Annotated in this window: 23 protein-coding genes; 8 read left to right on the top strand and 15 right to left on the bottom strand. The window is 64.6% G+C overall.

What is annotated here, in order from left to right; translation table 11 throughout:
- The 7 genes from OC450_RS07440 to OC450_RS07410 all read right to left on the bottom strand — a co-directional run bounded on the left by OC450_RS07440 (position 1) and on the right by OC450_RS07410 (position 7481).
- Positions 1–1152 (bottom strand): Gfo/Idh/MocA family protein, encoded by a 1152-nt coding sequence (locus tag OC450_RS07440; RefSeq protein ID WP_211382706.1) that lies wholly within the window; start codon positions 1150–1152, stop codon positions 1–3.
- On the bottom strand, positions 1149–2546 hold the full coding sequence (locus OC450_RS07435; RefSeq protein WP_262047550.1) for a hypothetical protein: 1398 nt from the start codon (positions 2544–2546) through the stop codon (positions 1149–1151). Before OC450_RS07435 ends, OC450_RS07440 begins: the two co-directional genes overlap by 4 nt.
- A 202-nt stretch (positions 2547–2748) precedes the next feature.
- On the bottom strand, positions 2749–3597 hold the full coding sequence (locus OC450_RS07430; protein WP_256806440.1) for an ABC transporter ATP-binding protein: 849 nt from the start codon (positions 3595–3597) through the stop codon (positions 2749–2751).
- Entirely contained in the window at positions 3594–4586 is a 993-nt protein-coding gene (locus OC450_RS07425) for an ABC transporter substrate-binding protein (RefSeq protein ID WP_262047549.1), read from the bottom strand. The genes OC450_RS07430 and OC450_RS07425 overlap by 4 nt, the downstream gene beginning before the upstream one ends.
- Before the next feature lie 84 nt (positions 4587–4670).
- The gene (locus OC450_RS07420) at positions 4671–5480 is read right to left on the bottom strand and encodes an ABC transporter permease (RefSeq protein ID WP_211382702.1); all 810 of its coding nucleotides are present in this window, start codon (positions 5478–5480) and stop codon (positions 4671–4673) included.
- A 286-nt stretch (positions 5481–5766) separates the two neighbouring features.
- Positions 5767–6474 carry a TetR/AcrR family transcriptional regulator gene (locus OC450_RS07415; protein ID WP_211383526.1) on the bottom strand — a complete coding sequence of 236 codons (708 nt, stop codon included), beginning with the start codon at positions 6472–6474 and terminating at the stop codon, positions 5767–5769.
- A 158-nt stretch (positions 6475–6632) separates the two neighbouring features.
- The gene (locus OC450_RS07410; RefSeq protein ID WP_211382701.1) at positions 6633–7481 is read right to left on the bottom strand and encodes a VOC family protein; all 849 of its coding nucleotides are present in this window, start codon (positions 7479–7481) and stop codon (positions 6633–6635) included.
- Positions 7482–7691: 210 nt separating this feature from the next.
- Between OC450_RS07410 and OC450_RS07405 the strand changes: the two genes are divergently transcribed.
- Positions 7692–8585 (top strand): sugar kinase, encoded by an 894-nt coding sequence (locus OC450_RS07405; protein WP_211382700.1) that lies wholly within the window; start codon positions 7692–7694, stop codon positions 8583–8585.
- Between the two features lie 18 nt (positions 8586–8603).
- Complete coding sequence (gene rbsK, locus OC450_RS07400) at positions 8604–9521, top strand: ribokinase (RefSeq protein ID WP_262047548.1); 918 nt, start codon at positions 8604–8606, stop codon at positions 9519–9521.
- On the opposite strand, the gene OC450_RS07395 is transcribed toward rbsK, so the two are convergent.
- Positions 9522–10742, bottom strand: a complete 1221-nt coding sequence (locus OC450_RS07395) for an NAD(P)/FAD-dependent oxidoreductase (protein ID WP_262047547.1) — start codon at positions 10740–10742, stop codon at positions 9522–9524. It lies immediately after the preceding gene.
- 239 nt (positions 10743–10981) lie between these two features.
- Between OC450_RS07395 and OC450_RS07390 the strand changes: the two genes are divergently transcribed.
- Entirely contained in the window at positions 10982–11776 is a 795-nt protein-coding gene (locus OC450_RS07390; RefSeq protein ID WP_211382697.1) for an enoyl-CoA hydratase/isomerase family protein, read from the top strand.
- Between the two features lie 4 nt (positions 11777–11780).
- Here the strand turns inward: OC450_RS07390 and OC450_RS07385 are convergent, their stop codons facing one another.
- The 4 genes from OC450_RS07385 to OC450_RS07370 form a co-directional block, all read right to left on the bottom strand.
- A complete protein-coding gene (locus tag OC450_RS07385; protein WP_211382696.1) occupies positions 11781–13121 on the bottom strand; it encodes a TRAP transporter large permease in 1341 nt (446 codons plus the stop codon).
- Positions 13118–13696 carry a TRAP transporter small permease gene (locus OC450_RS07380; protein ID WP_262047546.1) on the bottom strand — a complete coding sequence of 193 codons (579 nt, stop codon included), beginning with the start codon at positions 13694–13696 and terminating at the stop codon, positions 13118–13120. The genes OC450_RS07385 and OC450_RS07380 overlap by 4 nt, the downstream gene beginning before the upstream one ends.
- Positions 13697–13884: 188 nt before the next feature.
- Positions 13885–14880 (bottom strand): TRAP transporter substrate-binding protein, encoded by a 996-nt coding sequence (locus OC450_RS07375; RefSeq protein WP_211382694.1) that lies wholly within the window; start codon positions 14878–14880, stop codon positions 13885–13887.
- A 56-nt stretch (positions 14881–14936) separates the two neighbouring features.
- Positions 14937–16655, bottom strand: coding sequence for an IlvD/Edd family dehydratase (locus tag OC450_RS07370; protein ID WP_262047545.1), 1719 nt, complete (start codon positions 16653–16655; stop codon positions 14937–14939).
- Between the two features lie 173 nt (positions 16656–16828).
- On the opposite strand from OC450_RS07370, the gene OC450_RS07365 reads away from it, so the two are divergent.
- From OC450_RS07365 to OC450_RS07355, 3 genes are all read left to right on the top strand, one after another.
- The gene (locus OC450_RS07365; RefSeq protein ID WP_211382692.1) at positions 16829–17509 is read left to right on the top strand and encodes a GntR family transcriptional regulator; all 681 of its coding nucleotides are present in this window, start codon (positions 16829–16831) and stop codon (positions 17507–17509) included.
- Between the two features lie 44 nt (positions 17510–17553).
- Complete coding sequence (locus OC450_RS07360) at positions 17554–17868, top strand: hypothetical protein (protein WP_211382691.1); 315 nt, start codon at positions 17554–17556, stop codon at positions 17866–17868.
- Positions 17869–18175: 307 nt separating this feature from the next.
- Complete coding sequence (locus OC450_RS07355; RefSeq protein WP_211382690.1) at positions 18176–18592, top strand: DUF1236 domain-containing protein; 417 nt, start codon at positions 18176–18178, stop codon at positions 18590–18592.
- Between the two features lie 66 nt (positions 18593–18658).
- Here the strand turns inward: OC450_RS07355 and OC450_RS07350 are convergent, their stop codons facing one another.
- On the bottom strand, positions 18659–19072 hold the full coding sequence (locus OC450_RS07350; RefSeq protein WP_256806445.1) for a hypothetical protein: 414 nt from the start codon (positions 19070–19072) through the stop codon (positions 18659–18661).
- A gap of 300 nt (positions 19073–19372) precedes the next feature.
- Here OC450_RS07350 and OC450_RS07345 point away from each other — a divergent pair, with 300 nt between their 5' ends.
- A complete protein-coding gene (locus OC450_RS07345) occupies positions 19373–20644 on the top strand; it encodes an MFS transporter (protein WP_211382688.1) in 1272 nt (423 codons plus the stop codon).
- Positions 20645–20761: 117 nt separating this feature from the next.
- On the opposite strand, the gene OC450_RS07340 is transcribed toward OC450_RS07345, so the two are convergent.
- The gene (locus tag OC450_RS07340; RefSeq protein ID WP_249128935.1) at positions 20762–21583 is read right to left on the bottom strand and encodes an NAD-dependent epimerase/dehydratase family protein; all 822 of its coding nucleotides are present in this window, start codon (positions 21581–21583) and stop codon (positions 20762–20764) included.
- An 88-nt stretch (positions 21584–21671) separates the two neighbouring features.
- Between OC450_RS07340 and OC450_RS07335 the strand changes: the two genes are divergently transcribed.
- Positions 21672–22649, top strand: a complete 978-nt coding sequence (locus OC450_RS07335; RefSeq protein WP_211382687.1) for an SMP-30/gluconolactonase/LRE family protein — start codon at positions 21672–21674, stop codon at positions 22647–22649.
- 183 nt (positions 22650–22832) lie between these two features.
- Here the strand turns inward: OC450_RS07335 and OC450_RS07330 are convergent, their stop codons facing one another.
- Positions 22833–24263: an aldehyde dehydrogenase family protein gene (locus OC450_RS07330; protein WP_211382686.1), complete on the bottom strand. Its 1431-nt coding sequence runs from the start codon at positions 24261–24263 to the stop codon at positions 22833–22835.
- Between the last annotated feature and the right edge of the window lie 144 nt (positions 24264–24407).

Below are 24407 nucleotides of genomic sequence, written 5' to 3'. Positions count from 1 at the left end.
TCAGACCTTGATCGGGGCGACGTCGATCCAGCGCCGCTCCTTCCAGCTCTTCAGCGCGCATTCGGCGAGCTGTACGCCCTTGACGCCTTCGAGCAGGGTGAACTTGTAGGGCGCATCCTCGTAGACGTGGCGGATGAACATCTCCCACTGCTCCTTGAAGCCGTTGTCGTAGGTGACGTTGTCGGGCAGCTTCTGCCAGTCGCCGTAGAAATCGTGCAACCGTTTCTCGTCGGGATTCCACACCGGCCTCGGGGTCGCCTGCCGCGCCTGAATCATGCAATCGGAGAGACCCGCGACCGCGGAGCCGAGCGTGCCGTCGACCTGGAAGGTGACGAGGTCGTCACGATAGACGCGCGTCACCCAGGACATGTTGATATGGGCGATGACGCCGCCCTCGAGCTGGAAGGTTGCATAGGCGGAATCGTCTGCCGTCGCCTTGTACTTCTTGCCCTGCTCGTCGTAGCGCTCGGGAATGTCGGTATTGCCGATGCAGACCACGCTCTGGACATTGCCGAAGAGGTTGTCGAGCACGTAGCGCCAGTGACAGACCATATCCAGAATGATGCCGCCACCGTCCTCGTCGCGATAATTCCAGGACGGCCGCTGCGCCTCCTGCCAGCCGCCTTCGAACACCCAATAGCCGAACTCGCCGCGCACCGAGAGGATGCGGCCGAAGAAGCCGGAATCGCGCAGGAAGGCGATCTTCTTCAGGCCGGGCAGGAACAGCTTGTCCTGAACCGTGCCGTGCTTGACGCCCTTGGCGTTGGCAAGCTTGACGACCTCGAGCGCCTCCTCGAAGTTCGTCGCAATCGGCTTCTCGCAATAGACGTGCTTGCCGGCATTGATGGCCTGGGTCAACAGGCCGGGCCGGGCCTGCGTGGTCGCGGCGTCGAAGAACATGGTATCGTTCTTGTCGGCGAGCGCGGCGTCGAGGTCGGTGGTCCAGCGCGTGATGTTGTAGCGCTTGGCAAGCGCCTCGACCTTCTCGGCGCTGCGGCCGACCAGGATCGGATCGGGCATGATGCGGTCGCCGTTCTTCAAGCGGACGCCGCCCTGCTCACGGATCGCGACGATCGAGCGGATCAGATGCTGGTTGAGCCCCATGCGGCCGGTGACGCCGTTCATGATGAGGCCGAGGCGTTGGGTGGTCATGCCAATTGCTCCTGAAGTGATGTTGGCTGTTCGAGCGGGCGGAGCGCCGGCCAGTCCGGATGGACCGACGTCGCAAACCCCGCAGCGTGAAGCGATCCCGTCAGGAGATCGCCGTCGTGGATGGAGAGCCGGATGCCCTGCCCGGCATCGGCGTAGAGATCGGGATGTGCGGCCGCGAAGGCCTGCGCTTCGGCGGCGGGCGCCTCGCCAAAGCCATCGACATAGTGATGGCCGTTGCGTTCGGCATGGGTGACGCCGATCAGAGCGCCAAGCGCGAGATCCTGCTGGACGGCAAGGCCGGGCTGACAGGTCAGGTCCTCGCTGGTTACGAAGAACCTCTCTCCGCCCTCACTCCACTTCGCCGCGCGCGTTGCGTTGACGATGGACTTGTAAAGGCCCTTGCAGGATTTCGAGGAGATGCCGTGATAGCCGAGGGCCCTCGCCGCCGGGAAGGCGTCATAGGAATCATCCGCCTCGTCGATGATGAAGCCGCGTGCAGCCAGCGAGCCGAGCGGCGACTGCCGGGTGATGTCGCGCGGCATCGGCTGTTCGACATAGAGCAGGCGCGAGGCGATCGGCCGCAATGCGGCGTCATGATCGAGGCGATTGACCAGGGCATGCAGTGCGTCGAGATCGGCGTACTGCTCGTTCGCGTCGAGCGTCACCTTATAGTCATGACCAAGCGCCTCGAGCTCCGTGCCGATGCGTGCCAGCCGCGTCGCATCGGCCGATGGGTCACCCGACAGCTTCAGCTTGAAGTACCTCGCGCCGGCGTTCTCATGGACATCGGCAACGCCGCCCTTGCCTTCGACGATGTCGTCGAGGCCGACGGTATGCCTGATAGCAACGCGCGGCAGCGGCTTCCGGGCGGAGAGAAACGTCGTAACATCCGTTTCCTTCAGGTCTGGCGAAAGCCGCGCATCGATGCCGGCAATGTTGCCGGCCATGCCGTCGAAAAAGCTGGTCTCGGCGGCCCGGAGCAGCGCATCGAGGATCGCCTTGTCGATTTCCGCGGGGCCATAAGCCGCCGCGAGCGCCGGAATGTTCTTCTTCGCACAAGTCGCGACCTGGGCGCCGAGGCACGCGGCATGCAGATCGAACGCGGTCTGAAATCCAGTGCGCGCCAGATAAAGACCGCGTGCGATCTGAAGCGAGCGCCGCAGGCCGTCGACCGTCTGCGCCGGCGACAGCTCCGGCCGCTTGTCGAACCATTTTGGCACCAGCAGTTCGGCGCTGGCGCCGACCGCACTGCCCCTGCCCTCCACCTCGATCTCGACCCGCACGAACAGCTGCGGCGTCGCGTTGATGGTGATGGCGCCAAAGCGGAACGGCCGCGCGAAATGCACGGGTCGTTCGAAGAAGGCGATGCCTCGCAGCTTCAGGCGGGGGGCCATGGTGTCACCTGGCTCCCGAGATGTGACTCAGGTGGCAGTGCACCTCTCCCGCTTGCGGGAGAGGTCGGCGCGCAGCGCCGGGTGAGGGCTTTCTTCCCTTGGGGGTTCTCGCGAGTGGAGACACCCTCTCCCCAGCCCTCCCCCGCAGGCGGGGGAGGGAGCGCACCGCGCATATGGCCCGTTCAGAGAACACCATAACCACCTAGTCCAATGCACCCTGTGAAAAGAAGTGCTTGCGGATGCGTTGCACGAGCTCGGTAAACACCGGATCGGCCATCACGTCGAGCGAGCGCGGGCGCGGCAGCGGCACGTCGTAGATCGCGGCGACCGCGCCGGGCCGTTCGGTCATGACCAGCACGCGGTCGGCGAGGAACACGGCCTCGGGAATCGAATGCGTAATCAGCAGCACGGTCTTCTTCGTCTCGCGCTGGATCCGCATCAGCTCGACATTCATGCGCTCGCGCGTCAGCGCATCGAGCGCGCCGAACGGCTCGTCCATCAGCATGATCCTGGGATCATGCACCAGGGCGCGGCAGATCGAGGCGCGCTGCTGCATGCCGCCGGAGAGCTGCCAGGGCAGCTTCTTCTCGAAGCCTTCCAGCCCGACCAGCTTCAACAGCGCCTTGGCGCGGTCGAGATATGTCTGCCGCGGCAGCCGCTTCATGTCGATCGGCAGCATCACGTTGGACAGGATGTTGCGCCATGGCAGCAACAGCGCGTTCTGGAAGACGATGCCGACATTGCCGTGCGGCGCCGTCACCTTCTCGCCCTCGACCAGGATCTCGCCCGCCGTCGGCGGCAGCAATCCCGAGATCAGCTTGAGCAGCGTGGACTTGCCGCAGCCGGACGGGCCGACCACGACGAAGAACTCGCCGTCGTTGATGTGGAAGTCGAGCGGCCGCAGCGACGGCACATCGCCGTCGCGCGTCCGGTAGGTCTTCGACACGCCTGATAGCCTGATGCCCGACGCATCGCCGGCAGCCCGATCGCTCACCAGTCTCAGATGCGCGGCCGGCTGCACGGTGTCACTCGATATAGTCGCTGGTTTCACGAGCCGCTCTTCGGCAGATAGTCGTTGGTGTAGAAGGCTTTCGGGTTCTCCTTGGCCTTGGCATCGAGCCCGCCATATTCGACCATGAGGTTGACCGTATCAGTCATGTTCTGGTCGGTGACCTGGAATGGCCGCTTGCTCTTGGTCTCGGGGGTCCGGTAGAGCGGAATGGTCAGCTCAAAGCCCTGCGTCAGGGTATCGATCTTGCCGCCCTTGGGGTTGGCATCGAGGATCGACTGCGCCGCCGCCTTCGGCTCCTTCTCGGCGGCCTCGACCGCCTTGGTCGTCGCCGACATGAAGCGGCGGACGAGGTCGGCATTGGTCTTCACGTAGTCGGAGTTGGCGATGATGCCCGAGGAGACCATGTTGATGCCGTAGTCGGCGAACTTGATCGGATAGACATCCTTGCCGGTGGCGTCCTTGATCTTCATCGACTGGTCCATGACGTAGCCGAGCAGAAGATCGGCCTGGCCGTTGATGACCGCGTTGAGCTTGGTCTGGCCGTCGCCGGCGACCGTCTGGAAGTCGCTTTCCTTGAGGCCGGTCTTCTTCAGGAACAGCGGCCAGATCTGGGTCATGGAGTCGGCCGGCGTGATCGCCACCGTCTTGCCTTTGATGTCTTCGGGCTTCCTGATGTTCTTGTCGACGAAGCCCATCGCGGACATCGGGCTGGTCTGGAGCAGCACACCGGTCGAGACCACAGGTGCGCCCTTGATCGCGGCGCGCATCATGGTGGGCACGTCGACATAGCCGAAGTCGGCGGTCTTGGCGGCGACCGCCTGCGTGGTCGCAGCGGAGCCGCGGCCTTCCTGTATCTCGAGATCGATGCCTTCGGCTGCGTAAATGCCCTTGGCCTTGCCGTAATAGAACGGCGCGTGCTCGCCATAGACGTACCAGTTCAGCATCAGCACGACCTTGTCGGCCGCTTGCGCCGGCATGGCCGCGAACACCATCAGCGCCGCAGAGACAGCTCCTATCCACCGCTTCATCGTCACTCTCCCTTGTCGTTGTTGCTTATGTGCTGTTACTTATGTTCTGTTGCTTGGGTCGTTGCTGGCCGCTCGTTGCTTTAATTATGCTGCGAAAATCACGTCCTCGCGCTGGCTGACATGCCAGGGAATGACCAGCTTCTCGATCCGGTCCACGATCCAGAACAGCATCACGCCGAGCAGCGCCAGGATCACGAGCGCTGCAAACATGGTCGGAAGGTCGAAGGTTCCGATCGAGCGTTGCATCACATAACCGATGCCGGAATTGGAGCCGACGAACTCGCCGACGACGGCGCCGACCACGGCCAGCGTCACCGATACTTTGAGGCCGGAGAAGATCGCCGGCAGCGCATGCGGCAGGTTCACGGCACAAAACACCTGGAAACGGCTGCCCTGCATGGCGCGGGCGAGATCGACCATATCGGGATCGACAGATTTGAAGCCCTGGACGGCGGAAACCACCACCGGGAAGAAGCCGAGCAGGAACGCCGAGATCACTTTCGGAATGATGCCGAAGCCGAACCACACCACAAACAGCGGCGCGATCGCGATCTTCGGCACGGACTGCGAGAACACCAGCAGCGGATAGACGTAGCTCTCCACCGTCTTCGACCCCGCGATCAGCATCGCGACCGGAATGCCGAACAGCGCCGACAGCAGGAAGCCGCAGACGGTCGCATAGGTCGTCGGCCAGGATTGCCGCAGCAGCTCCGGCCAGTCGGTGCGCAGCACCGCAAGGACATCGCCCGGCGACGGGATCTGGTAGGCGGGGATCCTGAACAGCCGGATCGCCAGGTCCCAGGCGACGACGATGAAGACGAGGAACAAGAACGGCCGAACCCAGGCCGCATTCAGCATCTTGGACACCGCACTTTGCGGCTTCAACTCAGCCACGTCTCACTCCCGGCATTCTTGTTCGTTCTGGGGAGAAATTAACCCGTTGGATAAATACTGTCCAGCCCTTTCCCTGTGACGTTTGCGCCGGGGTTCCGGGATTCGGAGGATGCGTTGGTGGCGCCGCATCCTCGGTGTCATTCCCCGCGAAGGCGCAATCCAGGACGCCGCGGCCTATCCGTATTCCTTCACCGTGTCTGGAATACTGGATCGCCCGCTTTCGCGGGCGCGGTGAGAGATTGGTGAGGCGGGAGAGTACCCGTTGGGCGGCGCGCGAATTGCGCCGCTAAACCGTCTGCGCCACCGTCGCGCGCTTTTTCGGCGCTTTCACCACGTCGAACAGCGCGGTCGACTGCCCCGTCAGCGCCGCCAGCACGAGGCCGACCATGTGGGCGAGCCGCTCGTCCTTGGCTTTCTTGTCCAGCAGATCGCGGCCGAAGATCACGCTCAGCGTCGCCGAGTTCGACAGATAGAAGAAGCAAAGTCCCGCGATCGAGATGTAGAGCTGTACCGGATCGACCGCGACCTGGAAGTCGCCGCTGTCGACGCCGCGCCGCACCACGGTGCGGATCATCTCGACGAAGGGCGAGTGCATCGACTTGACCTTGGTCGAGCGCTTCAGGTGCTTTGCGCGCGCGAGGTTCTCGGTCTGCAGCAGCGACAGGAACTCGGGATTGCGCAGGAAGTAATTCCAGGTGAACTCGATCAGGCGCCGGATCGCCTCGGGCGGATCGAGATGCTCGAGATCGAGCCCCCTTTCCTCGCTGCGGATCTTGTCATAGGCGCCTTCGAGCACCGTGAGATAGAGCTCGTCCTTGTTGCCGACGTGATAGTAGAGCATGCGCTTGTTGGCGCCGGCCTTGGCCGCGATCCGGTCGACGCGGGCGCCGGCGAGCCCGTGAGCCGAGAATTCCTGCTTGGCGGCTTCGAGAATGCGCAGCCGCATCCCCTCGGGATCGCGCTGCCATTTCAGAGTTCGCTTTGCCTTCGCTATCGCCAAACCGGTCGCTCGCTGGGTGCTGTCAGGATGCCGTGTAACACGCGCGCGCCGTCATTGCGAGGTGCCCTTGCGACGAAGCAATTCGGACTGTCTCCGGTGAGGGATGCTGGATTGCTTCGCTACGCTCGCAACGACGAGCGGAGAGACCGGCCTCAATCCACCGGCTTCGGCGAGCGCTCCAGCAGCACGGTCTGGATGCCGCAGGTGCCGCTCCGCACCGTCATCACCCGCGTGCCCGGCTTGCGGCCGTTGCGGACCTCGGTGACGTCGAGGCCGCCGGCGATCAGTCGGGCGCGCGTGGCGTCGATGTCGGCCACCCGCCAGCTCAGGCCCCAGAGACGGTCGCGCGTGAGGTCGCCGCCCGCGACGGGGCGGCGCACCACCTCGACGACGAGATCGCCGCAGCGGAAGAACATCAGCTGGCCCCAGTCCTGATGCGAGCGGTCGAGCGCCAGATCAAGCCCGAGCCGCGCGCCGTAGAGCGCGGCGGCACGCTCGGAATCCTCGGTGGTGATCACGACGTGGTCGAGCGCGTCGATCGGCGCGATGTCGGTCGCGGGCGAGAGTGGGCGCTCGTCGGCAAGTTCGAGGAAGAACATGCGCAACCCGCGCGTCAACTCGGTGGCCGCGCGCGTCCGTTTCCAGTGCAGGACCGCGCCGCTCTCCGCGTCGCCGCTTTCGACCTCAGCCACCGGATCCGGTTTGAGCGCCACCCGCTCCAGCCGCCGGTGCATCCTGCTCATGTCCGCGACACGAAAGCACAGGCTCGCGAGCATGCCTTCCTGGTCGTCCAGCAGCGCGCGCATGCGGTCGGCGATGACGCTGGAGCCGCTCGGCGCCATCAATTCGATCGTCATGTTGGCAAGGGTGAACAGCACCCGGTCGGCGCCCTCGCCCGAATTCTGCCAGGCCGGCGCCCGTCCGAGCAGCGTCTGATAGGCCGCCCTGGCCGCACCGATGTCCCTGACCAGAGCGACGACGTGATCGAGACCGGTGATCATCTTTCCCCCCGTTGATCGACCCGGAACCATGGACCGAAAGACGGCGTTTGCCCGGGCTTGGCATTGCCCTGTCATGGTCGTATTCCGGCCCCATGCCGACCTCAAGCGCTTCGGGCGGCGGTTTTGCGAATAATTTCAGCGGCCCCTCGGCGGAACCGGTGTTACAGTAAGCGCGCCGGCCGGGACCACAAAGCGCATCACGGACAAGCAATGCAGGCTCTCTTCATCGGACAGACCTATATCGACGTCGTCTTCATTACCGACCACATGCCGACCGGCGACGAGAAGCACGTGGCGACCGACTACGCGGTCTCTTTCGGCGGCAATGCGGTCACGGCGGCGTTCTGCTGCGCCAAGCTCGGCATCGTGCCCGATCTCATCGCCACCGCGGCCAACGACTGGCTCGGCCGCATGTTCATGGACATGTGCGCAAAGTACGGAATCTCGCTGCATGGGCGGAAGGTCAACCAGTCCTCGCTCTCCTTCATCATGCCCAAGGACGGCAAGCGGGCCATCGTCCGCTGCCGCGACGACGATCACATCCACCCCTTCCCGATGCTCAATCTCGGCGGCTGCCGCGTGCTGCATGTCGACGGCCATCAGCCGGATGCCGCGCTCCACTACGCAAAAGTCTGCCGCGAGGCCGGCATCCTGACCTCGCTCGACGGCGGCGGCCTGCGCACCAACACGCACGAGCTGCTCGAATTCATCGACGTCGCCATCGTCGCCGAGCGCCTGTGCGAGCAGATGGACCTGACGCCGGAGAAGATGCTCGACTACCTCAAGAGCCGCGGCTGCAAGATCGGCGGCATCACCATGGGCGAGAAGGGCCTGCTCTGGTACAACGAGACAGGCGCGGTCGAGGTCATGCCGGCGATGCCGATCCCGCGCGAGCGCGTGATCGACACCAACGGCGCCGGCGACGTCTTCCACGGTGCCTATGTCTATTCCTACCTTGCCCATCCCGGCAAAAGCTGGCGCGAACATTTCGATTTTGCCCGCGCCGCCTCCACCTTCAAGATCCAGCGCCTCGGCAACGAGGCCGGCCTGCCGACGCTTGTCGACATCGCCAAGGTCCGGCACGAGTTCGAAATCAGGGTTTAGCGTTCGCTGAGGTCTCGCATGGGGCGCGTCTTCGTCGCCGGCAGCATCAACATGGATGTGGTGGCGACGGCCGATCGCCACCCCAGGGTGGGCGAGACCGTCGCCGGCAAGCAGGTGTTGTATTTCCCGGGCGGCAAGGGCGCGAACCAGGCCGTGGCGGCGGCGCGGCTCGGTGCCGGCACCACGCTGATCGGACGGCTGGGCCAGGATTCGTTCGGCGCCGAGCTGAGGACATTTCTCGGCGACCAGGGCATCGACCTCGGCTATCTCCAGCAGACCCCCCAGGCCCACACCGGCACTGCGATCATCACGGTGGCGGAGGCCGACAACACCATCGTCGTCATCCCCGGCGCCAATGCGCTGCTCAGCGCCGAGGATGTCCGTGTCGTGCCGCTCGTGCAGGGCGACGTCGCCGTCAGCCAGTTCGAGATTCCCCTGCCCACGATCGCCGCGTTCTTCCAGCGGGCGCGCGAGGCCGGTGCGATCACGCTGCTCAACCCGGCCCCGGCGCAGAAAATGTCGAGCGAACTTCTCGCGCTCGTCGACATCCTCGTGCTGAACGAGACTGAGCTCGGCTTCCTCGCCGGCGCCGAGCTCTCCGAGAGCGACGAGGCCGCGCGGATCATCGCCGTGGCGCGGCAGCTTCAGGCACGAGATGACCAGACCATCTGCGTCACCCTCGGCAAGCGCGGCGTGCTCGCGCTCGCTGGACGCGATGAGCTTGCGGTGCCCGGCCGCGTGGTGAAGGCGGTCGACACGACGGGCGCCGGCGATTGCTTCGTGGGCGCGCTTGCCGCGCAGCTGGCCGATGGCGCGCCGCTGCGCGCGGCACTCGCCTATGCCAACATCGCTGCCTCGATCAGCGTGCAGCGCATGGGCGCCGGGCCGTCGATGCCGACGGCTGCGGAAGTGGCGGCGGTGCTCGGCGCCGGCTGATCACGCCAGCGCGCTCTTCAGATCGAAACTTTCGTCGGCGGCCTGCGCCGGCGTGATCGAGCGGTCCATGCCGAGCAACCTGCGGCCGAACATGTGATCGCCGGCGCGGTTGATCGATTCGATGCCGAGCAGATTGTCGCCCTTGTAGCAGAACGCGGAGAACGCCTTGTTCGCAGGGCTGCCGCGCAGCACGACGCGGTCGTAGCCGGTGGTGAGGCCGGCGATCTGGAGCTTGTCCTCGCCCTGGTCGCTCCAGAACCAGGGATGGCTGTCATAGGCCTTGCGGTCGCCGGTCAGCCGCGCCGCGAGGCAGCGGGCGTGATCGGTGGCATTCTGCACCGATTCCAGCCGCAGCGATCCGCCGAAGCGCGGGCTGGCGAACAACGCGCAATCGCCGATCGCCGAGATGTCGGGGTCGGCCGTCGCAAGAAATTCGTCGACGATGATGCCGGCGGCAACGGGAAGCCCCGCCTCCGCCGCGAGCTCGATATTGGGCAGCACGCCGACGCCGACCACGACGAGATCGGCGGGCAGATGCCTTCCGTCGCTCAAGGAAACACCGGTGACCTTGCCACCGTCGGCCTCGATGGAGGTTGCCTGCACGCCGAGATGAATGCGGATGCCGGCCTCGCGATGCCGTTGCTGGAGGTATTCTGAGACCTCGGCTGTCACCGCGCGCGCCATCACGCGCGGGGCGAGCTCGAGCACGTCGACCTCGAGGCCCTTGATGCGGGCGGTGGCCGCGAATTCCAGCCCGATGAAGCCGGCGCCGATGACCACGACGCGGGTCTTCGACGGAATGATGCTTCGCAGCGCCTCGCTCTCGTCGAGGATGCGCAGGTATTTCACGTCGGGAAGGTTCGCGTTGGGCAGATCGAGCAGCCGGTTGCGCGCGCCCGTCGCCAGCACGAGGTGGCCGTAGGGCAGCGTCTTGCCGGAAGCGAGCAGGACCTTGCGTCCCGCGCGGTCGATCGACACCGCGCGGTCCGCGATCAGCTCGATGGTCTGGTCATGGTAGAATTTCTCCGGCCGGAACATCAGGCTCTCCGGCCCGGCCGAGCCCTTGATATAGGCCTTGGACAGCGGCGGCCGCTGATAGGGCAGATGCGCCTCGTCATTGATCAGGCAGATGGGAGCGGAAAATCCCGCCTGGCGCAGGGATGCCGCGACCTGGTAGCCGCCATGGCCGGCCCCGACGATGATCACCGGACCATCAGTCATTGGAACAGCCCATTTCCGGAGACACGAGCGTCACCCATGTCGTCTCCTCTCTCGCTGATTTTGGCTTTGCTTGCCCAGGAGGAGCCGGCGCTCGTGTCCGTCCCTCAACGAAGGCAGTGCATTTGACCCTATCGTTCCGGCCGACGCAAGAGCCTCCGCCGGCCGCTCGCGCCGGGGATTGTCACCCCTCGCCTTCTGCGATTTAGTTGCAGAAATGACCTCCTGCCGGGGATTTTCCAATGACCGCTCCCGTCTCCCGACCCGATGATCCCGCCCTGCTGCGGATCGACGGCCCGATCGCGACCATCACGCTGAACCGGCCCGCCGCGTTCAATTCAATCAACCTTGCAATCGCGCAAAAGCTCGAGCAGCTTGCGGCCTATCTCGAGGGCGCCGACGACATCAAGGTGGTGGTGATCGAGGGCGAAGGCCGCGCCTTCTCGGCCGGCGGCGATCTGCAGACCATCGGGGCCGCCGCCGAGGCGGGCACGGTGACGCCTGTCGTCGGCGAGCTCCTGAAGCACTACCACGCCTTCATCGAGATGATCCGGCGCATGCCGAAGATTTCGCTGTCGAGCGTGCACGGCTCGGCCGCCGGCGCCGGCATGGGCCTCGCCTTCGTCACCGATCTCTGCATCGCCGCCGACGACGCCAAGTTCACGCCGGCCTATGCCAAGATCGGGGTGTCGCCGGACGGCGGCTCGACGGTCGGCATGGTCGGCACGGTCGGCTCCCGCCGCGCGCTGCAGATCTTCCTGTCCGAGGACAATTTCACCGCGCAGCAGGCCCTCGAATGGGGCCTCGTCGCCAAGACCGTTCCGGCGACCGAGCTGAAGGCGGCGACGCGGCAGCTCGCCGAGCGGCTGGCACAGAATCCGCTCGCCGCGATCGCCGGGACCAAATCGCTGGTCTATCAGGCCGCCACCACGCCGGTGAAGCAGCAGCTCGACGCCGAGGAGCACAGGATCATCATGGCGATGAACACGGACGAGTTTCGCGTCGCCGTGAAGAAGTTCACGAGCAAGGGCAAGTAGCCCTTCACCGCGGACAGATGTACCCCGTGCCCGCCGGCGACTTGAAGCAGCCGACCGATTCGGGGAGCACCTGCCGCGGCAGCCACAGCACCACGCTCGGGAAGTAGATCGCGAACGCGATGGTCGCGAAGAACACGAGGTAGATCGGCAGTGCCGCGCGGAGCGCTTTTGCGAAACTGACGCCGACGAATTTCGACGCCATCAGCAGCACCAGGCCATAAGGCGGCGTGATCAGGCCGAAGGCGAGCGTGGCGATCAGCACCACGCCCATATGCACGCCGTTGATGTCGCCGGCTTCCGTCAGCGTGTTGACCAGCGGCATGAAGATGATGATGGTCGGGACCGGTTCGATGAAATCGCCGACCACCGTGAACAGCAGCACCATCAGCAGCATGATCAGATGCGGATCGTTGCCGGCGATCGAGGTGATGACGTCGGCGATGTAGCTCGCACCGCGTAAGTAAGCGAGCATCCAGCCGAACGCATTGGCAGCGCCGATCGTGATCAGCGGCAGCGAGAAGATCAGCCCGGCAAGGCAGAAATCATACGGGATCTTGCTGATGTGCCCGCGGTTGAGCGCGGGGATCACGACCAAGACGATCCAGGCCACGGCGACGACACCGGCTTCCGTCGGCGTGAACCAGCCGGTCAGGATGCCGCCCAGCAGGATCACCGGGATCATCAGCGGCAACGCCGCATCGCCGGCCGCGAACACCACCTGCCGCAGCGGCGCGCGCGGCTTGCGCAGGCCGGAGGGGCCGAAGAAATAGCAGTAGATCATCAGGCCGAAGCCGATCATCAGGCCCGGCACGACGCCTGCCATGAACAGGCCGGCGATCGAGACGTTGCCCACCGCGCCATAGACCACGGCGGTGATGCTCGGCGGCACCAGCGCCGCGATGGTCGAGGCCGAGGCGATGATGGCGGCGATAAAGGCGGGCTCGTAGCCTTCGCGCTTCATCGGGCCGCCCAGCGCACGGCTCATCACCGCGACGTCGGCGGTGGTCGAGCCCGACATCTCCGAGAAGAACATGCTGAAGACGACCACGACCTGGGACAGCCCGCCCCTGATGTGCCCGACCAGCGACACCGACAGGTTGGCTATTCGCACCACCACGTTGGCCGAGCTCATGAGCTCGCCGACCAGCAGGAAGAACGGGATCGCGAGCAGCGCCTCGGAATCGACGCCGTCGAATATCTTCTGGATGATCGCGGCGAGCGAAACGTCCGACAGGATCGCGCCGATGAAGACGCCGGCCATCAGCGAGAACGGCACCGGCACGCCGAGATAGCCGAACGACAGGAAGCAGATCGTCATCAAGGCCAGGACGATGGGTGCACTCACGGCTGTGCCCTCATCTGCGCGTCGGTGATGACGGGTGCGCCGTCCTCCTCCGGCGGCTCGGAATGGTCAAAGCCGTTGCGCAGGCCGTTGACGAGCTGCTCGATGGTGAACAGGCCGATCAAGACGCCCGATAGCGGGATGATCGCATAGAGCGAGGCAATCGGCGTGCCCGACGGCAGGCGAAAGCTGCCGAAACCGCGGAGATAGTTCTGATAGCCGTAACAGATCAGGCAGAAGGCGACGCCGAGCACGACGAGGCGGATGATCACTTCGACGATCAGCCGCGGCGTGCCGTGCATCGCCTCGGAGATCGCGGTGAGATAGAGATGGTCGTTACGCCGCGTCGCTGCCGCCGTGCCGACGAAGATCGCGTAGATGAACAGGGTCGACGTCACCTCCTGAAGCCACAGCCAGGGATGACCAATCGTGCGGGTGACGATGTCGGCGGTCACCGACAGCGAGAAGCCGAAGCAGAGCACGCCGCAGAGGATCATCAGCGCGAGCTCGAGCCAGTCAAGCCAGCGCCATTTGAGGTGGCGCTGGCGCTGAACGAGCAGCTTGTCGGCGATGGCCATCTACTTCCTCGTCGTCCCGGAGCTATCGCCTGCGACAGCTGGGAAGCTGCCGATCGTGCTCGGCCTCGATGGTTCGAGACGCCGGCTTCAGCCGGCTCCTCACCATGAGGGTCTGATATCTCGCCGCGAAACGCGACCTCACCCTGAGGGCCCGCCGCAGGCAAGCGTCTCGAAGGATGGCCGCCGACCTAATTGATCGACCGGATCAGATCCTTGATCTTCTCGGCGTGCGGGCCGAGTTCCTTGGCGAGCTTGTCGAGATAGGGATCGGCGATCGCCGCGAAGCTCTTCTTGTCGACGTTGTCGACGATCTTGACGCCCATCTTCTTCAGCTTGTCGGCCGCGGTGCGTTCGAGGTCGAATGCCTTCTGCGGCTCCTTGGTGCTGATCTCGTTGGCCGCGGTCTGCACCCACCCCTTCTGCTCGGCCGACAGGCTCTGCCAGAGCTTGTCGGAGATGAACACCAGCGCGTTGTTGGCCTCATGCTCGGTGATGTTCAGGACCGGGGCGACCTCGTAGTGCTTGTTGACGAGGTACACGTTGATGCTGTTCTCGGCGACGTCGACCACGCCGGTCTGCAAGCTCGTGTAGACGCTGCCGAACGGCATGTGCACGGTCTGGGCGCCGTAGGCCGGGAACATGGTGTCCTCGGTCGCGGTCGCCTGCACGCGAATCTTCAGGCCCTTGATGTCGCCGACATTGTGGATCTCCTTCTTGGAGTACATGTGGCGCACGCCCTGCGAGCCGGTCGCGATCACATGCAGGCCCTGCGTGGTCTCGTCGATCATGGTCTTGAGCGCCTCGAACACGCGGGGATCCGCCAGCCCCTTGACCACGTGGTTCTCGTCCCGGAATAGATAGTGCAGCGACATCACGCCGGCTTGCGGCGAGATCGTCGCGGTGTTGGCCGATGAGATGATCGAGAACTCGACGTCTCCGGCTTTCACGAGCTGGAGCACCTGCGGCTCCTGCCCGAGCTGCGCGCCCGGATACTGGTCGATGATCATGGTGCCCTTGCTCAATTCCTTGAGCTTGTCGGCAAAGAGGTCGCCCGCGATGGAATAGCCGGTGTTGCGCGGCTGGTCGTAGGCGAAGCGATAATGCTTCACCTCCTGTGCCCCGGCCCCGGTGACGAACAGCATGGCGGCCATGGCCACCAACCCACGCATGGATCGTGCAATCATCGTTTCCCCCTGTGTTATCGCCCGCCGCTTGTGCGGTCTGGGCGTTCGTTGCTCGGTCAGCCTGTCTCGGTCTTCTTCCCAGTCCTCTGCATGAAATCGAAGTCGCAGCCCTCGTCGGCCTGCATGATGGTCTCGTTGAACAGCCAGGCGTAGCCGCGCCGCGCTTCGTCCGGCGCAGCCGCGGGCTTCAATGCGCGGCGACGCCGTTCCAGCTCCGCGGTGTCGACCAGCAGCTCGATGCTGCGCTTGGCAACGTCGAGGCGGATCATGTCGCCGTTCTTCACCAGGGCCAGCGGTCCGCCGACGGCGGATTCCGGCGTGATGTGAAGCACGATGGTCCCGAACGCGGTGCCGCTCATGCGCGCATCCGAAATGCGCACCATGTCCTTGGTGCCGCCGCGCGCGAGCTTCTTCGGGATCGGCAGATAGCCCGCCTCCGGCATGCCGGGCGCGCCCTTCGGGCCGGCATTGCGCAGCACCAGCACGTCGTCGGCGGTGACGTCGAGATCGGGATCATCCACGCGAAGCGTCATGTCCTCGACGGACTCGAACACCACCGCGCGCCCGGTGTGCTGCAACAGTTTTGCGCTCGCGGCCGATTGCTTGATCACCGCGCCGCGCGGCGCGAGATTGCCGTGCAGGACGGCGAGCCCGCCCTCCTTCTTGATCGGATTGTCGCGCGGGCGGATCGCGTCCTGGCCGGGCACGTCTTCCGCATTCGCAACGATGTCGCGCAGCGTCTGGCCGCTGATGGTCCCGGCATCGAGATCGACGAGGTCGCCGAGCTGCGCCAGTAACTTCGGCACGCCGCCGGCGTGATGGAAATGCTCCATGTAATGCTCGCCGGACGGCTTGAGATCGACCAGCACCGGCACTTCGCGGCCGATCTGGTCGAACACCGCGAGATCGAGCCGGTGCGGCGAGCGATGCGCCATCGCGGTCAGATGAATCAGGCCGTTGGTCGAGCCGCCGATCGCCTGGAGCACCACTTGCGCATTTTTAAAAGACGCCGGCGTGAGCACCTCGCTCGGCTTCGGGCCCTTGGTCTTGGCCATCTCCGCGGCCACCCTGCCGCTGGCCTCCGCAAGACGGAAGCGCTCGGCATGCGGCGCCGGAATCGTCGCGCTCATCGGCAGCGACAGGCCCATGGCTTCGATCATGCAGGCCATAGTGGAGGCCGTGCCCATCACCATGCAGGTGCCGACCGATGGCGCGAGACGGCCGTTGACCGCCTCGATCTCCGCATCGTCCATCTCGCCGGCGCGATATTTTCCCCAGAGCCGGCGGCAATCGGTGCAGGCCCCCAACACCTCGCCCTTGTGATGGCCGACCACCATGGGGCCTACGGGAATGACCACGGTCGGCAAATCGGCACTGATCGCGGCCATCACCTGCGCGGGAAGAGTCTTGTCGCAGCCGCCGATCACGATCACCGAATCCATCGGCTGGGCCCGGATCATCTCCTCGGTGTCCATCGCCATCAGATTGCGCAGATACATCGAGGTCGGATGCGCAAAGCTCTCGGCGATCGAGATGGTCGGAAACACGAACGGCATCGCGCCGGACAGCATCACACCGCGCTTGGCGGCCTCGATGATCTGCGGGACGTTGCCGTGGCAGGGATTGTAGTCGCTGTAGGTGTTGGTGATGCCGACGATCGGGCGCTCAAGCGCGTCGTCGGAATAGCCCATGGCCTTGATGAACGCCTTGCGCAGGAACAGCGAGAAGCCGGCATCGCCGTAGCTCGTCAGACCCTTGCGCAAGCCACTCGTCATCATGCCACTCCAATCACCATGCCATTGTCGTACAGTCTGCTCCCCGATTGTCAATAAGATAGGCGTCCAACCGGCAATTTCTGCATTGCCGCACCGCCAAAGGAGCAGATTATTGACAATCCTGGCCTTCCCTGCTCCACAGGAGGCACCGGCGCGGAGCCGGAGGCTGAGGGATGCCCGACATTCACACCGCAGACGCCATGACGGTCCGGCGCGACGATCCGGACGACGTGGTCGCGCGGCTCGAGGAGGACATCATCTTCGGCCGCCTCGCGCCCGGCGCGCGCCTGACCGAGGACGCGCTGATGTCGGCTTACGGCACTTCGCGCCACTTCGTGCGCCAGGCGCTGGTGGATGCCGAGCGGCGCGGCATCGTCCGCCGCGAGAAGAATGTCGGAGCCACCGTGCGGTTCTACTCGGCCGAGGAGGTCGGGCAGATCTACGAGGTCCGGGAGATGCTGACCCGGCAGGCCGCGCTGATGATCCCCCTGCCCGCACAGCAAGGCCTGATCGACGAGCTCTCTGCCTTGCAGCGGCAATATTGCGCGAGAGCCGACGTGCAGGACCTGCGCGGCATCCACGAGGCCAACGACGCTTTCCACCTCGCCCTCTTTTCAGCCTGCGGCAATCCCTATCTGGTGCGCTCGCTGCAGGACTACATGAACCTGACGCTGCCGATGCGCGCGAAAAATCTCGCCGACCGCGACGGCCTCGCGCAGTCACGGCGCCAGCACGAGCTGATGATCGAGCTGTTGAAAGGCCGTGACAGCTGGGCGCTGGCCCAGCTCTGCGTCGATCACATGCAGTTCAGCAAGAAGGATTATCTGGCAAGGATTGCGGGGGAGGAGAGCTGACACCAGAGCAAGGTGACACTACGGCCGCACACTGGAATAATTCGATGCCAGACCCAGAACTTATCAAACGCTGGAAGACTACCGAGACGCTGCTTGAGCGCGCGCGGCGCGCCCTGCCTGAGACCATCCCGCAGCACGAGCAAGAGCGCGTAGCACTCATGGCTCAATACCAAGCATTCCTCGATCACAACGAACTGGAGCTGGCGCTCGACATTTTGGAACAACTTGGCCACCTCACCTCAGCCAAAGGCGGATTTTGGCGTGATCTGGAGCGAGCCGCTGAAAACATGGCGCTAGCAGAACGATTGCATGCTCTTCGAAAGGCGTTTGCCGACACGCCAGTCAAGCCGCAGGGATAATCAACAAAAACTCCCGGATGACCGGCTCGCCACGCAAACAATGCGCTTTGACCACTATGCCGCAATATCGCGGTCCGATGACGATCCGCCATTTCGGCCGGCGATCGGGCTGCGTGCTTGACATCCCTCGCGGCAGGCGAGCCCGTAGCAAGGTTGGTGCAGCGTACGCGGTAAAGCGCGCTGGATTGCTTGCAATTGCAGGCCGTACGAGCCCATTCCGGCGATAACGCCCGCAGTCCACATTGCTGGGGAACCTATGGTCGGCTTGGTGCTTGTCTTGCACCAATCCCCCACCATAGGAGCTGCCATGATTTGCCGTTTTGTCGGAGCCGCCGCTGTTGCCGTCGCCGTCCTGCTTCCCGTAACGACCCAGGCCCAGGGCGTACCCGGAGGTGTCGAACGCGGTGCGCGGGATGGCGAGCGAGCGGCAGGCCCGGTTGGGGCGGTTGTGGGTGGCGTGGTCGGCGGCGTCGTTGGCGGCGTGGCGGGAGTCCTTGGTGTCGATCAGCGTCCTCGCTTTCACTCCTACGTCGTCGAACAGCGACGCCCTTCCTATCAGTATCGCGAGGACGTGAGAGTCGGGGCGGTTCTTCCTGAAGAGGGCGTGACCTATTACGAGGTGCCGGCCGAGTACGGCGCCCGCGAGTATCGTTATACGGTGGTCAACGGTCGCACCGTGCTGGTCGAACCGCGAACACACCGGATCGTCGAGATCGTCGAATAACAACCAAGGGCCGTCTTTCGAGACGGCCCTTTCGTTTGCGGATATCTAAATCCCTCAAGTCCCGGTTCAGTACCGCCTCAGCAGACCGCGATCCACGCTGGCATCGCCGTAAGCGGCGCAAGCCCTTGTCGGGGTCTTGATCAAATCCGCCCGCACGCGCTTGAACGCCTTGCCGGCCGCCTCGGACACCTCGGGGCGGAATTTGCCCGGATCATAGCTCTCGCCATCGCGGGCCTTGATGGCCGCAGCATAGGCGTCGATCATGGCCATCGCGGCCTCGGGGCCGCCGAGAAGCCGGGCGCCGAGTTGAACGCTGCCCGCGCCATTGACCTCGTAGCCGACGCATCGTTGTTCGAGCACCGCGGACGCGGTGACGAGCTGGTCGAGAAACGTCGCCTCGGCGTCGCTGAGCGTTGCGGCTCGCGACGATCCTGACACGATCATCGCGAGCAGTACGACGGCTGAAAATTTGATTTTCATTGTCGTGACCCTCGCTGCCGCCGTTGAACCGCGATCGAGGCACCGGTTGCCGAATCGCGATCGCACAGATCGAGACCCAGATGCCGAGAGCAAGGTTGACCTGGATCAATGGGCGGGACGGCCAAAACCGGAGCTCGGCCCTTGCACGCGCTCGTTCTCTATGAGCTGAGGCAGCGCGTCGAGATCGGTATCAAAATTGGTTGTCAAGCCATCGAAATCGCGCGCGGCCGGAAATAGATAGGGACCGGCGCCCGACCCCGAATCGCAAATCCTCCCCTCCTTCCTCCCGAATGAATTGGCATGACCGAACAAACCCTGACCGAGCCGATCGACCAGCGGCAAGAGCTGTCCCGCGGCTTTACGCGCTACCAGTCGATCCTCGTCGCGCTGCTGGCGCTGGTCCAGTTCACGATCATCATCGATTTCATGATCATGTCGCCGCTCGGCGCCATCATGATGCCGGCGCTCGCTATTTCGGCCGCACAGTTCGGAGTGGCCGTCTCGGCCTACGCATTCAGCGCGGGAGTTTCCGGCATCCTGGCGGCCGGCTTTGCCGACCGGTTCGACCGCAAATGGCTGCTGTTGTTTTTCTACGCCGGCTTCACCCTTGGAACGGCGCTGTGCGCGATGGCGCCCAATTATCACGTGCTGCTGTTCGGGCGAATCGTCACCGGCCTGTTCGGCGGCGTGATCGGCTCGGTCGTGCTCGCCATCGTGACCGATCTGTTTGCGCTGCAATTGCGCGGCCGCGTCATGGGTTTCGTGCAAACCGCCTTCGCCGCAAGCCAGGTGCTGGGCATCCCGGCCGGTCTTTTCCTCGCCAACCAGTGGAACTGGCAAGTCGCGTTCGGCGCACTGGTCGGCCTGTCGGTGATCGGGATGGCCGCCGTGATGTTCCTGATGAAGCCGGTGAACGGCCATCTCGCGCTGAAGCAGGACAGAAATCCGTTCCGGCATCTGATCGCAACACTCGCGCAGCCACGCTATTGGATGGCGTTTTCGGTGACGACGCTGCTGGCGACCGGCGGCTACATGCTGATGCCGTTCGGCAGCGCCTACACCGTGCACAACCTCGGCATCGATATCGTGCATCTGCCGACGATCTATCTCGTCTCCGGACTGTTCAGCATTTTCATCGGCCCGCTGGTGGGACGCGCGAGCGATGCCTTCGGCAAATACCCCACCTTCGTCTTCGGCAGCGCGATGTCCATCGTCATGGTGCTGATCTACACCCATCTCGGCGAGGTGAGCCTGACGGTCGCGATCCTGGTCAACGTCCTGATGTTCGTCGGCATCTTTTCCCGCATGATCCCGTCGCAGGCGTTGATTTCCGCAATCCCCGAGCCGGCGCAACGCGGCTCCTTCAGCGCGGTCGGCGCCTCGCTGCAACAGCTCTCCGGCGGGCTCGGCTCCGTGCTCGCCGCCGCGCTCATTGCGCAGGAGGCCGACGGTACGCTGCGGCACTTCGACCGGCTGGGATACGTCGTCGTGACGACGGCGGTGATTTCCCTGATCCTGATGTATTTCGTGCAGCGGCCGATTGCGGCCCAGGCCGGCAAACGCGTGGTTTAGGGCGCCGGGCCTCTTTCGCCTCTCACCGTCCCCGCGGAGACAGCCCCTCACCCCACTCTCTCCCCGTAAGAACGGGGCGAGGGAGCGCGGCGGCAGCTCAGCTATCCGGTCAAGCGCCTACCGCTTGTTCCAGTCGATGATGCGGCTCGCATCGCCGTCGAACTCGTTGCTGCAGAATGCGCCGCCCTGGAAGTGGTCGCCGACCGGGTCGGGCTTCAGCTTGGCCTGCTCGGCCAGCGCGTGGTCGCGGAAATCCTCGGCGCGGCCGGTGGGGCGGTAGCCGAATTCGTAGGCGCGGTGGTTGTCCCACCAGGCGCGTTCGTTGAGCGAGGCGCCGTAGAACACCTCGAAATGGATGTCGGGATGCTCCAGCCCAATCTGGCAGAGCTGCACCAGATCCTCCGGCTTCAGCCAGATTGCGAGCCGGCGCTGGTCGAGCGGCATGTCGCCGAAATTGCCGATGCGCAGACAGGTGACCTTGAGGCCGTGCTTGTCGGCATAGAGCGCGCCGAGCGCTTCGCCGAACACCTTGCTGACGCCGTAGCGGCCGTCGGGGCGCGGCGTGACGTCGGTGCCGATCTTGTGGTGACGCGGATAGAAGCCGACGGCATGGTTCGAGGACGCGAACACCACGCGCTTGACGCCCTTGCGGTAGGCGGCCTCGAACAGATTGTAGCCGCCGATGATGTTGGCCTGGAGGATGTCGTCCCAGGGGCCTTCGACCGAATAGCCGCCGAAATGGATGATGCCGTCGACGCCCTCGCAGAGCGCCTCCACCTGCGCCATGTCGGACAGGTCCGCCGCCTTGAACTGCTCGTTCGGGCCGAGATCAGCAGGCTTGCGGATATCGGAGAGCAGCAGATCCGGATAGATCGGCGGCAGCAATTTGCGCAGGCGCGTTCCGATTCCGCCCGAAGCTCCCGTCATCAAGATGCGCATGTCAGTCCTCGCTGCTTCAACCGATTTGCCGTCACGTGTCTCTAATGATAGCAGCATTGTCCAGAGGGAACGAAACGAGAGAACCGACATGAATGAGGCATCGTCCCACACCCAGGAGCGGTCAGGCTGGCGGCCGGCGAGCTACTATCCAGATCCGGCCATTCACGCACTCGATCCCCGCTTCGAAAAATACTGGCTGAAGCTTTCGGCGGTGGAACGGCTGACGACCGGCCTGCGCTGGGCCGAAGGACCGGTCTGGTTCGGCGACGGGCGCTACCTCCTGTGCAGCGACATCCCGAACCAGCGCATCCTCAAATGGGAGGAGGAGACGGGCGCGGTCTCGGTGTTTCGCAAGCCTTCCAATTTCGCCAACGGCAACACAAGGGATCGCCAGGGCCGGCTCGTCACCTGCGAGCATGGCGGACGGCGCGTGACCCGCACCGAGTACGACGGCAGCATCACCGTGCTGATGGATCAATTCAACGGCAAGCGGCTGAACTCGCCGAACGATGTCGTTGTCAAATCGGACGGCTCGATCTGGTTCACCGATCCGACCTTCGGCCTGCTCGGCAATTACGAGGGCTACAAGGCCGAGCCCGAGATCGATCCGAACGTCTACCGGCTCGATCCCGCGACCGGCAAGGCGACCATCGTCGCCGAGGGCGTGCTCGGGCCGAACGGGCTGTGCTTCTCGCCGGACGAGAAAATCCTCTACGTCGTGGAATCGCGGGGCGTGCCGAACCGCAAAATCCTCGCCTATGACGTCTCGGCGGATGGCACCACGATCTCCAACAAGCGCGTCCACATCGATGCAGGACCCGGCACGCCGGACGGCATGCGCTGCGACATCGACGGCAATCTCTGGTGCGGCTGGGGCATGGGCGATCCCGAGCTCGACGGCGTCGTGGTGTTCGCACCTGATGGCGTCATGATCGGCCGCATCGCGCTGCCCGAGCGCTGCGCCAATCTCTGCTTCGGCGGCGTCAAGCGTAACCGCCTGTTCATGGCCGCGAGCCAGTCGATCTACGCGCTGTATGTGAACACGCAGGGCGCGGTGGGGGGATAGGTTCTCGGTCGTCACGCCTCTCGTCATTGCGAGGAGGGCTTGCGACGAAGCAATCCAGACTGTCTCCGCGGACCAATTCTGGATTGCTTCGCTTCGCTCGCAATGACGGCGGTTAGAGATGCCGGAACGAAAAACGCCGGAGCGGTTTCCCGCTCCGGCGTCTGTCTGTTCAGGAGCTAACGCTTACGCCGCGTTGAAGCCGGCGACCGCCTTCACTTCGAGGAAGTCCTCGAGGCCGTACTTGCCCCACTCGCGACCGTTGCCCGACTGCTTGTAGCCGCCGAACGGCGCGGTGCGGTCGTTGGGCACGCCCTGCAGGTTGACGTTTCCGGCGCGGATCTGCCGGCCGACGCGCTTGGCGTCCTCGACCGAAGCGCCCGTGACGTAGCCCGCGAGCCCATAGGGCGTGTCGTTGGCGATTTGCACGGCCTCGGCTTCGTCCTTGGCGCCGATGATGGTCAGCACCGGTCCGAAGATCTCTTCGCGGGCGATCGTCATGTCGGGGGTGACGTCGGCGAAGATGGTCGGACGGACGTAGAAGCCCTTGTTGACGCCCTCGGGCAGGCCCGGGCCGCCGGCGACGAGCGTTGCGCCCTCGTCGATGCCCTTCTTGATCAGGCCCTGGATCTTGTCCCACTGGCCGCGATTGACGACGGGGCCGATGGTGGTGCCTTCGGCGCGGGGATCGCCGGCCTTGGTCTTGTCGGCGACAGCCTTCGCGATCGCGGCGACTTCCTTCATCTTCGAGGCCGGCACGATCATGCGCGAGGGCGCGTTGCAGGACTGCCCGGAGTTGTTGAACATGTGCATCACGCCGCCGGTCACCGCCTTCGTGAGGTCGGCGCCTTCGAGGATGACGTTCGGCGACTTGCCGCCGAGCTCCTGGCTGACGCGCTTCACGGTCGGCGCCGCGCGCTTGGCAACGTCGATGCCGGCGCGGGTCGAGCCCGTGAACGAGATCATGTCGATGTCCGGATGCTCGCTCATGGCGGCGCCGACCTCGGGGCCGAGGCCGTTGACGAGGTTGAACACGCCCTTCGGCACGCCGGCTTCATGGAGGATCTCCGCGAAGATCAGCGCCGAGGTGGGCGTGAACTCCGACGGCTTCAGGATCATGGTGCAGCCGGCGGCAAGCGCGGGCGCGACCTTGCAGGCGATCTGGTTCAGCGGCCAGTTCCAGGGCGTGATCATGCCGACCACACCAACCGGCTCGCGCAGCACCATGGCGGTGCCGACCGGCTCCTCGAAATGATAGTTCTTGAGCACGTCGAGCGTGGTCATGAGATGGCCGAGGCCAGCACCGGCCTGGAGTTTCTCGGCCATCGGCAGCGGCGCCCCCATCTCGTCGGACACGGCGGCGCCGATCTCCTTGAGACGGCCCTTGTAGATCTCGATGACTTTCGTGAGCAGCGCGACACGCTCCTCGCGGCTGGTCTGGGAGAAGGTTGCAAAGGCGCGCTTGGCGGCGGCAACGGCCTTGTCCACGTCGGCCTTGGAGCCCAGCGCAACCTCGTACATCGCCTCTTCCGTCGCCGGATTGACCACGGCGGTCGACTTCTTGACGGCGGGATCGACCCAGGCGCCGTCGATGTAGAATTGCATGCGATTGACCATCGTTAACCTCTTCTTGGGGGCTTGGGGGGCGTTTCGGCAGGCATCCTTGCACGAAAGCGCCGGCAATTGAACCCGCCATATGCGGGGCCAGCGTTGCGGCGGACGGAGGTTATATGAGCCGATGGCGGGAACGAGGCAAGGCTC

The organism is Bradyrhizobium sp. Bra78, assembly GCF_024519855.1.
GTDB lineage: Bacteria > Pseudomonadota > Alphaproteobacteria > Rhizobiales > Xanthobacteraceae > Bradyrhizobium > Bradyrhizobium japonicum_G.
This window is presented reverse-complemented; position numbering and strand designations above follow the sequence as displayed.